The sequence below is a fragment of the Profundicola chukchiensis genome (assembly GCF_029664245.1).
Classification (GTDB): domain Bacteria; phylum Bacteroidota; class Bacteroidia; order Flavobacteriales; family Weeksellaceae; genus Profundicola; species Profundicola chukchiensis.
In genome coordinates, this window is sequence record NZ_JANAIE010000003.1 from 183150 (window position 1) to 196944 (window position 13795).

The 13795-nt window shown below is 35.9% G+C and carries 15 protein-coding genes and 1 tRNA gene; 1 reads left to right on the forward strand and 15 read right to left on the reverse strand.

Translation table 11 applies throughout. The features are described from left to right. Positions 1-3: 3 nt before the first annotated feature. The 7 genes from NLM59_RS05185 to NLM59_RS05215 all read right to left on the reverse strand — a co-directional run bounded on the left by NLM59_RS05185 (position 4) and on the right by NLM59_RS05215 (position 4650). On the reverse strand, positions 4-870 hold the full coding sequence (locus NLM59_RS05185; protein WP_304416688.1) for a M23 family metallopeptidase: 867 nt from the start codon (positions 868-870) through the stop codon (positions 4-6). Positions 871-1039: 169 nt separating this feature from the next. Then, positions 1040-1525, reverse strand: a complete 486-nt coding sequence (locus tag NLM59_RS05190) for an ExbD/TolR family protein (RefSeq protein ID WP_304416689.1) — start codon at positions 1523-1525, stop codon at positions 1040-1042. A 25-nt stretch (positions 1526-1550) separates the two neighbouring features. Continuing rightward, positions 1551-2186, reverse strand: coding sequence for an ExbD/TolR family protein (locus NLM59_RS05195; protein WP_304416690.1), 636 nt, complete (start codon positions 2184-2186; stop codon positions 1551-1553). 3 nt (positions 2187-2189) lie between these two features. Beyond that, positions 2190-2636: an Asp23/Gls24 family envelope stress response protein gene (locus NLM59_RS05200; protein ID WP_304416691.1), complete on the reverse strand. Its 447-nt coding sequence runs from the start codon at positions 2634-2636 to the stop codon at positions 2190-2192. A 19-nt stretch (positions 2637-2655) separates the two neighbouring features. Beyond that, positions 2656-3402, reverse strand: coding sequence for a MotA/TolQ/ExbB proton channel family protein (locus tag NLM59_RS05205; protein WP_304416692.1), 747 nt, complete (start codon positions 3400-3402; stop codon positions 2656-2658). A gap of 57 nt (positions 3403-3459) precedes the next feature. Further along, positions 3460-3546 (reverse strand) — tRNA-Ser (locus tag NLM59_RS05210). A 72-nt stretch (positions 3547-3618) separates the two neighbouring features. Then, positions 3619-4650 carry an asparaginase gene (locus NLM59_RS05215; RefSeq protein WP_304416693.1) on the reverse strand — a complete coding sequence of 344 codons (1032 nt, stop codon included), beginning with the start codon at positions 4648-4650 and terminating at the stop codon, positions 3619-3621. Positions 4651-4775: 125 nt separating this feature from the next. On the opposite strand from NLM59_RS05215, the gene lysM reads away from it, so the two are divergent. Continuing rightward, positions 4776-5231, forward strand: coding sequence for a peptidoglycan-binding protein LysM (lysM, locus tag NLM59_RS05220; RefSeq protein ID WP_304416694.1), 456 nt, complete (start codon positions 4776-4778; stop codon positions 5229-5231). A gap of 80 nt (positions 5232-5311) precedes the next feature. Here lysM and NLM59_RS05225 read toward each other — a convergent pair whose 3' ends face one another. From NLM59_RS05225 to lpxD, 8 genes are all read right to left on the reverse strand, one after another. Beyond that, complete coding sequence (locus NLM59_RS05225; RefSeq protein WP_304416695.1) at positions 5312-5452, reverse strand: hypothetical protein; 141 nt, start codon at positions 5450-5452, stop codon at positions 5312-5314. Positions 5453-5503: 51 nt separating this feature from the next. Next, the gene (locus tag NLM59_RS05230) at positions 5504-6091 is read right to left on the reverse strand and encodes an RNA polymerase sigma factor (RefSeq protein ID WP_304416696.1); all 588 of its coding nucleotides are present in this window, start codon (positions 6089-6091) and stop codon (positions 5504-5506) included. 208 nt (positions 6092-6299) lie between these two features. Then, a complete protein-coding gene (locus tag NLM59_RS05235) occupies positions 6300-7961 on the reverse strand; it encodes an RluA family pseudouridine synthase (protein WP_304416697.1) in 1662 nt (553 codons plus the stop codon). 57 nt (positions 7962-8018) lie between these two features. Beyond that, a complete protein-coding gene (locus tag NLM59_RS05240) occupies positions 8019-9560 on the reverse strand; it encodes a SulP family inorganic anion transporter (protein WP_304416698.1) in 1542 nt (513 codons plus the stop codon). Between the two features lie 327 nt (positions 9561-9887). After that, entirely contained in the window at positions 9888-10454 is a 567-nt protein-coding gene (gene efp / locus NLM59_RS05245) for an elongation factor P (protein WP_304416699.1), read from the reverse strand. A 48-nt stretch (positions 10455-10502) separates the two neighbouring features. Then, entirely contained in the window at positions 10503-11294 is a 792-nt protein-coding gene (lpxA, locus tag NLM59_RS05250) for an acyl-ACP--UDP-N-acetylglucosamine O-acyltransferase (RefSeq protein WP_304416700.1), read from the reverse strand. Between the two features lie 9 nt (positions 11295-11303). Further along, positions 11304-12698 (reverse strand): bifunctional UDP-3-O-[3-hydroxymyristoyl] N-acetylglucosamine deacetylase/3-hydroxyacyl-ACP dehydratase, encoded by a 1395-nt coding sequence (locus NLM59_RS05255; RefSeq protein WP_304416701.1) that lies wholly within the window; start codon positions 12696-12698, stop codon positions 11304-11306. Next, the gene (lpxD, locus tag NLM59_RS05260) at positions 12691-13728 is read right to left on the reverse strand and encodes a UDP-3-O-(3-hydroxymyristoyl)glucosamine N-acyltransferase (RefSeq protein ID WP_304416702.1); all 1038 of its coding nucleotides are present in this window, start codon (positions 13726-13728) and stop codon (positions 12691-12693) included. Before lpxD ends, NLM59_RS05255 begins: the two co-directional genes overlap by 8 nt. Positions 13729-13795 lie beyond the last annotated feature (67 nt).

Sequence of the window (13795 nt, forward strand, 5' to 3'; positions counted from 1 at the left end):
AATTTAAAACTCTATATAGTCCTCTGCATTAACGGCATGACCTTGAATCCACAATTCGAAATGAAGGTGTGGACCAGTTGTCAATTCTCCAGTATTTCCAACAGATGCAATTACATCCCCTTTTGCTACTTCATCTCCCACTTCTTTAAAGACTTTTGCACAATGTTTATACATCGTCATTACGTCGTTATCGTGCTTTAAAATCATGGTATTCCCTGTGTCAGGATTCCAACCAGAAAACACGACGATTCCTTTAGTTACGGCTTTAACGCTTTCCCCAATAGGAGCAGCAATATCTGTGGCTAAATGATTTTCGCTGATGCTATATTTCCCAGTGATGATACCACGAACAGGTGGATATAAAGTGGCTAAATTATTGGTGGAAGTTGTATTTTTTAATGACTCTAACTCTTCTTGTGCAATTTGGGCTCTAAACAAAGAATCTTCTGCACTAGCTTTGAGGCTTTTATCATCTATTAAAACTGGCGTTCTTTTAGACATTAAACTATCTACCTCGGCTGCTTTTAAATCACCTGAAACAACCTTTTGCAAATGTTCTAAGAAGAGATTATTACGACTTAAGGTATCTTCAATTGCAATGATTTTTTCATTCAATCTTAAAATCTCCTTTTGTGATTTAACCTGATCAAAGGAAGCTGTCTCCTCTATGAAGTATGTTTTTAATGGGGAATATTTTAAAACCACATAAGCCAAACCAAACAATAGTGTTGTAAGAATAGCAAATACCAGAAGTAGATTCAATATAGTAATACGCATAGAAAATTTAGCTTCTCGCGTACTGTCATCTACAAGCATCCATCTATAATGATGTATTAGCCTAGATTTTATATTCTTTTTATTCTTCGCCATTAATAAGTTACAAATATAGAAAAACGCTTTTGAAACCTTATCAGATTAAGTTTATACTCAGAGAATAAAACTAAAATATTAACAACTAACTTATGTAGATTGATAAATATTAAACAAAAAAAACCACTTCCGAAAAAGTGGTTTTATTATTTTAAGAATGATTTTCAATTTATTCTACGGTTGGATCACCTTCGATACCGGCATAACTTACGTTGAACTGTTGTGCATAACTTAACTGTTCTTTGATCGCTTGTACAAATCCTACTTTAGCAGTTTTGTCAATTGTCATTTGCGTCGTTAAACCATATTCCATTAAATCCTGACCACTTTTCTTACCAGCCTCATCACCAATCCATCCTCTAATATCACTTACTTGAGCAGGTTTATCATTTAATAACAACATATAATCCTGTGGATACTTATTTTTATCTCTTGGTATCCCGATATATAGATAGGCAATCATATCTTTTTTAACAATATCCGTTAATTCAGATGCTTTTGCTGGCTCTAATTTCACGTATTTATCATATTCACTTGGCTTAATTGCAGAAGCAATTAAGAAGAAGAATAATAGCATAAAAACGATATCTGGTAAAGCGGCTGTTGAAATCGTTGGAGTTCCGTCACCACCTTCTCGTTGAAATTTACGTTTCATTTTGTTTTAAATTAAATGATTAATCCTACTGATTTGCATCAGTTGGTTTTGGTTCAGCAATAATTTTAGGATATTTAGAGTTAGCATCTGCAATAATTGCGTTATCTCCATCTTTTTCAGATTTAGATGGATCTGCTACCACTAAATCCCAATCCCTATTATAAGTTCTCTGAACGTATTTTGCCTTCAATTCACTATATGCAGCTTCTATCTCCCCTTGCAATGCCATATAGTCCTCCCAACTAGTTCCTTTGTCGAACTTAACCGAGATTACTGCCTTGCTTGGGTGATCTGATAAAAGGGCAGATTTTGTACCATCTGGACCTCCTGTACAATAAGTACATGGATTACCGTCTGCATCTACTCCACCACCATTATCAACATGGTCCATAACCAATTCCTTGATTTCTTTGATGTTGATCTGGCGAACTTTATCAGGGTCTTCTTTATAAAGAATTTGTCCGAAGGCATTAGCAACAAATTCAATTGCGTTTTGTTGTTCGATTTTAATCGGTTCTTTTTCAACTGTCAAATCCGGTAATTGACGCTGTACTCCTTCTTGCTTGTCCATAGAGGTAGCAATAAGGAAGAACGTTAATAGCAAGAATGCGATATCTGCTAACGAACTAGCGTTTACTTCGGGTAATTCTTTTCTTGCCATGTTTTAACCTTTTAACAATCCTTTAATCGTATCCCATGCTAGGAATACAAGACCTGTTACTAATAATACACCTGTCATAATGATACCTGTACCAATCAATTTAGATTGCATACCTGTAACTGTTTCTCTTGGAGTGAATACTTCCTCGCTACCAGAGAAGATAAATCCGATTACTGCTGCTATAATAATGGCACCAGCTACGTAGACAGCTTCTTTAACATGCGAAGGATGTTTCACTAAATCTATCACTTTATAGAAAGCGAAGATAAGTGTCGTAACCACGATTGCGATGATAGACACCCAAATCATATATGTGGTTAGCGGATTATCCATCCAGCTTGCCTTGTCTATATCAGCACCAGCAGCGTTAGGCGAAAATAACACCCAAACAAAGCCAATAAGTGCTAATGCAGCAAAGACATATAATAATATTTTTCCTATACCTTTCATATTGAAATTTGTTATTTGTTTATCTTCTATATTTTACTAGCATATCTACGATAGAAATAGAAGCATCTTCCATTTTGTTTACGATACTATCGATTTTTGCAGTAATATAGTTATAGAAGACTTGTAGAATAATACCCACAACCAAACCGGCTAAAGTAGTTAATAATGCTACCTGGATATTACCCGCCATATCTTGAGCTTGTACAGATCCTGATTTTGCAATGTCCTGGAACGCCATAATCATACCTACTACCGTTCCCATGAAACCAAGCATTGGAGCAATCGCAATAAATAAAGCAATCCAAGAAATGTTTCTATCTAATTTTCCGATTTCAACACCACCGTATCCAACTACTGAACGCTCAACGTTATCAAAATCTTGTCCTTCTGCTGTTCTTAATAAAGCTTGGTAAGCAATAGAAGCAACTGGACCTTTTGTGTTTCTAGCTAACTCTTTAGCTTCTTCAACACCACCTGATTGTAATGCACTATCTAAATCAGTAATAAATTTGTCTGTATTTACATCAACAGCGTTTAGATATAATATACGCTCAATCGCGAATGCCAAACCTAGAATTAAACAAACTAAAGGTAATGTCATCCAAAGCGGACCTCCACTAACGAAGAATTCTTTTAATACGTAGATACCTCCTTCACCGCCTTCTGCAGGAGCGTCAGCAGCCTGAGTCATTAATACAGCTGCATTTGCTTGGATACTCATCACCGCAAAGCTAGCTAAAGCCAAAATTGAAAATCGTTTTTTCATATGCTTAATTTTAATTTTTATTTCAAGTTTTTAATTATCTATTTCTTTAATTCTGAGCGGAGAGGAAGGGATTCGAACCCTCGATCCGCTTTCGCGAAAACACGCTTTCCAGGCGTGCGCCTTAAACCGCTCGGCCACCTCTCCTTTAAATTTTCATCCTTTTAATTAGTGGCATTTGATTCAGCCAAATTAAATATTTTTTTTAACTATGAAAAATTAAATTTCATCTGAGGCGCATTCTCCTCTAATATTTTTTACCAAACTTTTACGAATATCCGTAAAAATTTCCTGGTTACCAAGCACAAACATGGCTTTCACTACCGCAGATTCCGTCGTCATATCTTTTGCACTCACTGCATTTATATCCACAAAGAGTTGACTTGCGGAATATAAGCCAAGTTCTACAGAACCTCCTATACACTGTGTACCTATTATAATAATTAAACCTTCGGCTGCTTTTTGCCTTAATGCTTCAGCGAAGGTAGGTCTATCAAAAATATTACCACTTCCGTAGGCCTCTATAATTAATGCCTTTAAATTTGGAGTATTTAGAATCTGTATAAGGAATGCATCACTCATTCCTGGAAAAATCTTTAGTAAACCTACTTCCTCGCAGAACCCTGGAATAACTTTGAGCTCTGTTTTATTACATTTATATAGGTTTTGTCTATTTACCATCATATGTAGCCCCGACTCACCTAATTCTGGATAATTGGGAGATTTGAAGGCATCGAAATGTTGTGTACTTAACTTTGTAGTACGATTGGCTCGGTATAGTTTATACTCAAAGTAGATACAAACTTCTTTAATTACCGGCTCACCATTTTTTTCTAAAGCAGCATAATGTATAGAACTAATCAAATTTTCTTTGGCGTCTGTTCTCAAGTCACCAATTGGCAATTGTGAACCCGTGAAGATAACAGGTTTCTGCAAGCCCTCTAGCATAAAGCTAAGAGCCGTTCCTGTATAAGCCATGGTATCTGTTCCATGTAGAACAACAAAACCATCAAACTCTTCGTAGTGTGTATGAATTTGATTCGCTATCTTTTTCCAATCATTGGGAGTAATGTCTGATGAATCGATAGGGTCATCAAAACTTTTAACGGACAAATCGGCATCAATTAAAGATAATTCTGGAATATTCTCAGAAATATTTTCAAAATCGAATGCTCTCAAGGAATTTGTTTTATAATCCTTGGTCATCCCAATGGTACCACCCGTATAAATTAATAAGATTTTCTTTCTCATTTTCTCGGTCAAATGTAAATAACTCCATTGAGTTAAAAAAACAATTAACTAAATGGCACGATATTTTCATGTATTTATCTGTTCGCAAGAACATTAATATTAACAAAAATAAAAAAACTATTATTATGGGATTATTTTCATTCATGAAAAACGCAGGTGAGAAACTATTTGGAGGTTCTGAATCTGCAGAAGAAAAATCTAAAAAAGTTCAAGATCATTTAGCTAAGTATAATTTCGACCTTTCTGGTGTTAAATTATCTGTTGAGGACGATGCAGTAACTGTTTCAGGTGAAGCTAAGAACATTGACGAGAAGCAAAGAATTTTAGCTACGGTTGGTAATGTTGAAGGTGTATCTTCTGTAAAAGATAACTTAACATTAAAAGAGGCTTTAAAAATTGAAATTCCAGACATTTCAAAAACAATGTATACTGTAAAGTCAGGTGATTCTTTATCTAAGATCGCTAAAGAAGTTTATGGAGATGCTAATTCTTACAATAAGATTTTCGAAGCTAACAAACCGATGTTAAGCGATCCGAACAAGATCTACCCAGGTCAAGTTTTATATATCCCACAAGGATAATGTTAAACGAGTAAAAAATTTAAAATCGCAATTCTAAGCTTAGAATTGCGATTTTTTTTTGAATATGAAATCTGAAAAACTTAGTTATTACAAACCATAAAGCGCTTCTGCTTTTTGGTTTTTAGTGAAATGTGACTTCTAGAAAAAGCCAATAGAAAATCTATGGTTTCCTTCTTAGGCGTTAGCTTTCTAGAAGAGGATAAAGAATAAATTTTTGCCATATAGTTATGTTTAACTACATAACGTACATCTATCTTTAATTATTGTATAAATCAATAGGTTAAAACGATATTATTCTCTTCGATTAGCTTTCTTAAGTTGATGAGTGCATACCTCATTCTCCCCAATGCCGTATTAATACTTACATCTGTATCTTCTGCTATTTCTTTAAAGCTTAAACCTTTAAAGATTCTTAATTCTAAAACATGGCGTTGATCTTCGGGTAAATATTCAACTAATTTTCTAACATCGTCATGGATTTGACTTTTAATCCAATCCAATTCTGCGTTACCTTCTGTATAATGTATAAAATCAAAAAGACTGTATTCATCTCCGCCAACATTCTCGCTAACGGTTTTTTGCTTCTTCTGACTTCTAAAGTAGTCAATTGTTAAATTATAAGAAATCCTCATCACCCAAGGCAAGAATTTTCCCTCCTCGTTGTATTTACCTTCTTTGATGGTAGTGATTACCTTAATAAAAGTGTCCTGAAAAATATCTTCGGTAACATCGTGGTTATAAACTTTTGAATATACGAAGCTATAAATACGCTGTTTATGCCTATTTATAAGTGTAGCTATTGCAGATTCATCTCCTTCTAAATAAGAACGAACTAGCTCACTGTCTTTTCTGAATTTCATACGTAATGTTTAAAAATAACGTAAAAATCAATCTATAGGCACTTTGTTTTTAATGATTAGAATGTAAATATAATATTTAATTTTATTTTAAAAAAGAATTAACAATTCATGAATAATAATTAACACTATTCTCTGTTGGCGCAAAATTAGAATTCAGCAAGTATCAAATTCACAAATTTTAGATTCAAATTTAGCGAATGTAGTGGTTTTAGAAGGGCGCTTTTTTAATGAACTTAAGCCTGTCCCCAGAAACTGGATGATTAAACTCTAAGTCAGTGGCATGCAGGTACAGACGGTCTTTGCTTCTACCATATAAATCATCTCCCATGATTGGAATTCCAAGACCGCGATTATGTGCCGCATGTACTCTCAATTGATGGGTACGACCAGTTATGGGATAAAATAGAATTCGAGTTTTAGAGGTATTTCTATCGATGACTTGATAATGTGTTATGGCTTGCTTTCCATGCTCATGACAAACCAATTGCATCGGGCGATTGTCTAAATCTACTCTCAAAGGCAAATCAATCTTACCACTATCTTGATCCAATTCGCCGTCTAAAATAGCTGTATAGGTTTTATTTACACTTCTTTCAGTGAATTGCTTTTGTAGGATTTTGTAGATATCCATATTCTTAGCTACCAAAACAATTCCAGAGGTCGCCATATCTAATCTATGCACTAACAAAGGTGAATAATTGGAGCCAAGATAATCCACCACTTTTTGCCATAAGCAATCTTTAATTTCCTTTCCTGGCACCGATAAAACCCCTGCTGGTTTATTAACTAACATCAAATACTCATCTTCGAAGATGACTTCTAAATCGTATTCAACTTCGTCTAAAATGGGGTTATCCTCAACTTCAAGACCTTCTAACATAAAGCTCAGAATCGGCTCACATTTAGCCTTACAGGCAGGATAAAACTCTCCGTGCTTTCTAATTTCTGCCTGCGGAGCTTTTCCCCACCAAAACTCACCCATAGCGATAGGCTTCATGTTGTGTTGAAAAGCATAATGTAGCAATCGAGGAGCCGCACACTCACCTGCTCCAGCTGGAGGAATACGATTAAAAGGTTCGAAAATGGGAAGTAGTGATATTTCTTCGCCTTTGGCATTTAAGAAATTATAGGCTTTATGAATTCTAGCCTGTAATTCTGCTGATTTTTCCTTTCTATGTTTTTTTAAAGAAATAATCTTCGCTTTGAATTCTTCAAATTTAGCCTGAGCTGTACTAAGCTTTTCATTCCAAATTCTTTTTTGATCTTTTAACTCAAAGTGATTTCGCTTGCTTTCTTCTATAAGTTGATTTAATAGCTTTTCTTGTTCAGCTTTGTCCTCAATTTGTAAGATTTCTGTGCGCTTATGGTCTCTTAACTTTTTAGCAGATTTATGTCGTGCTTTAAGTTCCTTTAGACTTGATTTCTGAAGTTCTACAGTGGTATTTAAATCTTTTTTTAGCCTTAAATACTCCTCAGATGATAATAAATCATTTATTTTTTGATTTATTTCATCCAATTCTCTTTCGCCTATCTTGAAGAAACCTTGTGGATTTAGTATATCATAAACAGGTGGCACAAAGCCGTCCAGCTCGTTAATTTCATTGATCTTTCCAGAGAATGCAGCTAAGTAACCTAAATTAGATTCCTCATCTTCTACGATTAACACCCCAAACATTTTCCCAACAGAATTTTCGTCCCATCCGAAATTGTATTCAAAGTCCGTTTGAGATTCTAAATAAGCTTTTAACTCATCCGCAGCTTGTTCCACCCATGGATGTGGCGTATAATTAAAAGGAAAAGTGAATTGCTGAGGAGCCTCTGACTCTTCATTCAACTTTAACTCATGAAAAACATCTTGGGTTGAAAACATATTGGATTAGCATATTAAAGTTAAATATATTCAATATGAATATAATTCAACTATTCCTTATACAAAATCCATAGGAACCTTATAAGTTGGATCGTCTTCAACGTTTACATCAATCAATGCATCGGCATTTTTCAATAATCGTCTACAGTCAGGGCTTAAATGACGTAAGTGAACCGTTTTACCTGCCTTAGCATATCTTTCTGTCAACTTATTTAAAGCATCGATGGCACTCATATCAGACACTCTACTTTCAGAAAAATCGATAACCACTTTTTCTGGATCTCCTTGAACATCGAATTTAGTTGCAAATAAGGAAGTAGAACCAAAGAATAAAGGTCCGTAAATCTGATAATGCTTAACGCCGTCTTCATCAACAAACTTTCGTGCACGAATACGTTTTGCATTTTCCCAAGCGAAAACCAAAGCCGCGATAATTACTCCAATAAGAACCGCTAAAGCCAAATTATGAAGGAAGATAGTTACTACCATTACCACGATAATTACGAAAATATCGTGTTTTGGCATTTTACCAATAATTTTTAAACTCACCCATTCAAAAGTTCCAATAGAAACCATAATCATAAGACCTGTAAGAGCCGCCAATGGAACTGCTTCAATAAGCTCTGACCCGAACATAATAAACATTAGTAATGCGATAGAAGCAACGATTCCAGAAATTCTAGCTCTAGCTCCGTTAGAAATATTAATTAAACTCTGTCCGATCATAGCACAACCACCCATTCCAGAGAAAAATCCAGAAGTTAAGTTAGCCATACCTTGTGCAAAAGCTTCCTTATTACCATTTCCGCGCGTTTCGGTGATTTCATCGATTAAGTTTAAGGTTAATAAGCTTTCGATTAATCCAACGGCTGCTACAATAGCTGCGTATGGTAGAATTATCATAAAATTCTCAAAAGTGAAAGCTACTTGTGGGATATGAAATGGCGGAAAACCTCCTTTAATACTGGCCATATCACCTACCGTAGAAGTATCGATGTTTAAGAAATAAACAATTCCGAAAACAGCTAAAATAGCCGCTAATGAAGAAGGAAAAGCTTTGGTGATTTTAGGTAAACCCCAAATAATCAGCATGGTTAATAATACCAAACCAAGCATGATAAACAACTGAGTTCCTTGCATCCATTGCAAAACACCATTAGCATCTTCTACTTTAAATTGTACGATTTGTGACATGAAAATCACCACAGCTAGTCCATTCACGAATCCATACATTACAGACTGTGGAACGAGGCGTATAAACTTTCCGAGTTTCAAAATACCGGCGAGCATTTGTATTATTCCGGCGAGCACCACCGTGGCAAAAATATATTCAACCCCATGGGTTTTTGCTAAAGCTACAATCACAATAGCAACAGCACCTGTCGCTCCCGAAATCATCCCAGGGCGACCACCAAATATAGAAGTCACTAAACCTACTACAAATGCAGCATATAAACCTGTAAGTGGCGATAAACCTGCTATAAAAGCGAATGCAATAGCTTCTGGCACTAATGCCATGGCCACCGTTAATCCAGAAAGGATTTCGGTTTTGTAGTTTATTTTGTCTGATGAACGAAAGAAATTTAACACTTTTTCCATAGGGCGGCAAAATTACTACAATATTCGCAAAAAGTATAGGTTAATGACAAGAAAGATTTTGACTTCGTCAGAAGTTGATATCGAACAGATTAAAACCCTAAGTTTTAGCTGAAATTTTAGCGTACTTGAATTAGGCGCGGAGCTGCGGCAAGGATAGCAGCGGAAATCCTTGTAGCCGAAAAAGCTTATAAAAACACAAAACTAGCTAGAGCGACCTAAGAAGCTCTAGCTAGTTAATGTTTTTGCTTTTTTGGGTGCAAGATTGCAGCGAATAGCCTGGTTTTGATTTTCTATAAGAAATCAAAAGCCGCCCAAAAAATAATTTATTTAAGACTTGATACGCTCTTGGTAAGAACCGTCTTCTGTATTGATTCTCACTTTATCACCTTCGTTGATGAATAAAGGAACTCGGATTTCTGCACCTGTTTCAGTTGTTGCAGGTTTGGTAGCATTGGTTGCTGTATCACCTTTGATTCCAGGTTCTGTGTGCGTGATTTCCATAATCGTAAAGGTAGGAAGCTCAGCCGAAAGAGGAGTTTCGTCGTCTGCTCTGAAAACGATTGTTACATCCTCACTTGGTTTCATGAATTGTGGATTTTCGATCATGTTTTTGTTAAGGTACACTTGTGTATAATCCTCATTGTTCATGAAGTGATATCCGTTTTCGTCTTCGTATAAATATTGATATGAACGAGTTTCTACGCGAACATCGTTGATGCTGTGTCCTGCAGAAAATGTATTGTCTAAAGTTCTACCTGTGGTAACGCTTTTAAGTTTTGTTCTTACAAAAGCAGGTCCTTTACCAGGTTTAACGTGCAAAAAGTCAACGATTTTGTAGATATCGTTATTCAATTCGATGCACATTCCTTTTCTAATGTCTGATGTTGTTGCCATTTTAATCCTTTAATTTAAAGTTTTACTGAGATTCTGTGAATCAACAGTTTAAAAATTACCATTTGGGTTATATCCACGCATTACACCTCGTGAACTATCGGTTAAGAATTGTAATATTTCGTCGCGTTCAGGCGTTGCTTCCATTTCGGTTTCAATCATCTGAACAGCTTGAGTTACATTTAGTTTTTTCTGAAATAAGATTCTATAAATAGACTGAATTTCAGCGATTTTTTCTGATTCGAATCCTCTACGTCTTAAGCCGATAGAATTGATTCCCACATATGAAATAGGATCTCTAGCTGCTTTTACATAAGGAGGAACATCTTTTCTAACCAAGGTTCCACCAGCAATCATTGCGTGTTTACCAACTTTTGTGAATTGATGTACAGGGCTCATACCGCCGATGATAACATAATCGTCGATTTCTACGTGACCTGCTAGCGCTACGTTGTTGGCAATAATCACATGATCACCGACAATACAGTCGTGTGCAATGTGAACAGTTGCCATAATTAGACAGTTAGAACCAACTTGGGTATAGCCAAGCGCTTCTGTTCCTTTGTTGATTGTAACACATTCTCTAATGACGGTATTATCGCCAATAAAGACATGGGTTTCTTCACCTTTGTACTTAAGGTCTTGGGGTTCGGCAGAGATGACAGAGCCGGGAAAAATTTTGCAATTTTTACCGATTCTTGCACCGTCCATAATGGTTACATTAGGGCCAATCCAAGTACCTTCGCCGATTTCTACATCACTAGAGATGCTAGCAAAAGGTTCGACAACGACGTTTTTTGCAAGTTTCGCATTCGGGTGTACATAGGCAAGCGGTTGATTCATTACTTCCAATTATTCTTTGTTTTTAACAATTTGCGCCATCATTTCCGCTTCAATTACCACACTATCACCAACATATCCGGTTCCTTGCATGATAATAATACCTCTTCTAATAGGTTGCGTTAAATCGCATTTAAATATAATGGTGTCTCCTGGGACAACTTTCTTCTTAAACTTAACGCTTTCGATTTTCATAAAGTACGTAGAGTATGCTTTTGGATCATCTACATTACTTAAAAATAAAATTCCAGCGGCTTGTGCCATAGATTCTACCAATAATACGCCGGGCATTACAGGCTCTTGAGGGAAGTGTCCCACAAAAAACGGCTCGTTCATGGAAACATTTTTGATTCCAATCACGTGGTTTTCTGAAACTTCCATGATTCTATCGATCAATAAGAATGGAGGTCTATGTGGTAATAGTTCCATGATTTGATTGATGTCATACAAAGGAGGTTTGTTAAGATCAATCTGTGGTACGTTCTTTCGCTTAGCGATTTTGATCTGCTTATTCAATTTCTTTGCAAATTGTGTATTAATTAAATGACCTGGTTTATTAGCGATAATTTTTGCTTTCAATTTTGTTCCAACTAGCGTTAAATCGCCAATCACGTCTAAAAGCTTATGTCTTGCAGCCTCGTTTGGATGGTGCAAAGTTAGATTATCTAATATACCGTTAGGTCTAATATTAACAGATTCCTTATTGAAGGCTTTCTTCAATTTCTCTTCTGTTTCTGGGGTAATTTCTTTATCTACATAGACAATCGCATTACTAATATCGCCACCTTTGATTAGGCCAGCTTCTAAAAGTTGCTCTAGCTCATGTAAAAAGCTAAAGGTTCTACTATCTGCGATTTCTGTTTTGAAGTCCGAAATACTTTTCAAAGTTGCATTTTGAGTTCCCAACACTTTGGTTCCGAAATCTACCATGGTAGTTACTTCGAAATCATCTGAAGGGATAGCAGTTATTTCTGAACCCGTTTCTGGATCGTGGAAAGATACTATTTCCTTAATAACATAATATTCTCTATCTGCATCTTGTTCTTCGATTCCAGCTTTTTCAATTGCTTCCACGAAAAACTTTGCAGAACCATCCATAATTGGTGGCTCGGCATTATCTAATTCTATATAGGCATTGTCTACATCCATACCGGTTAAGGCTGCCAAGATATGCTCGGTCGTGTGGATTTTAACTCCTTTTTTCTCTAAAATTGTTCCTCTATCTGTAAAGGTCACATAGTTGGCATCTGCCTCTACTTGGGGACTTCCTTCTAGGTCTGTTCTAACGAAAACAAAGCCTGTGTTTACCTCAGCTGGTTTTAAAGTCATAGAAACAGGGCGACCTGTGTGTAGCCCAACACCATTTAAAGTAACTTCTTTTGATAAAGTTTTCTGCTTATCAGCCATTCTTTCTTTCTTGATTAAACTTTTTATCTAACTGATTGAGTTTGTTCATTAATTCTGGCAATTTACGAAAATAAACATAAGATTTTCTAAAATCCGACGCATCCATTGCCGGAGAGCCATATAACTTGCTATGATCAGCTATATTTCCATTAACGCCACTTTGAGCTTGAACGTGTACAAAGTCACCTAATTTAATATGTCCTGCTACACCTACTTGCCCGCCAATCATGTTGTTTTGCCCAATTTTGGTTGAGCCTGCAATACCTGCTTGCGCTGCAATTACAGTATTTTTACCGATTACCACATTATGTGCCACTTGAATTTGATTATCAAGTTTAACGCCATCTTCTATGGTTGTAGATCCCATTGTTGCTCTATCTATGGTACAACATGCGCCTATCTCTACTTGGTTACCAATCACAACATTTCCAACTTGCTGTACTTTATGGAATACGCCATTTTGGTCAGGTTGGAATCCAAAACCATCACTTCCTATAATCGCGCCTGAATGGATAATACAACTCTTCCCTACTACGCAATTATCATAGATTTTAACTCCAGAATATAAAACCGTGTTATCTCCAATTACTGCATTATCATCAATAAAAACATGTGGATAAATTTTACAATTATCTCCGATTTTCACGTTCTTACCTATATAGGCAAAAGCTCCAACATATATATCTTCACCTAATTCGGCTGATTCGTGAATAGAACTTGGTTGTTCAATTCCAGATTTTTGTTGGGTTAAACTTTTATATAAATCGAGTAATCTTGTCATGGCTGCATACGCATCCTTAACACGGATAAAAGTTCTAGCGTCTTTATCTGGAATAGTAAGATTCTCACTTATAATGATTACACTTGCTTTGCTATCCTTTAGATAAACTTTATATTTCTCGTTGGCCAAGAAGGTTAAGGCGCCTTCACCTGCTTCTTCGATTTTACCAAATCCAGAAACACTCGTGTTTGCATCCCCAATAATTTCACCTTCAATCCATTCAGCAATTTGCGCTGTAGTAAATTCCATGTCGCAAAAGTAGAAAATTTAATTATTATATAACTTAAATCCAGCCCTAGACGAGGAAAAAGTTACA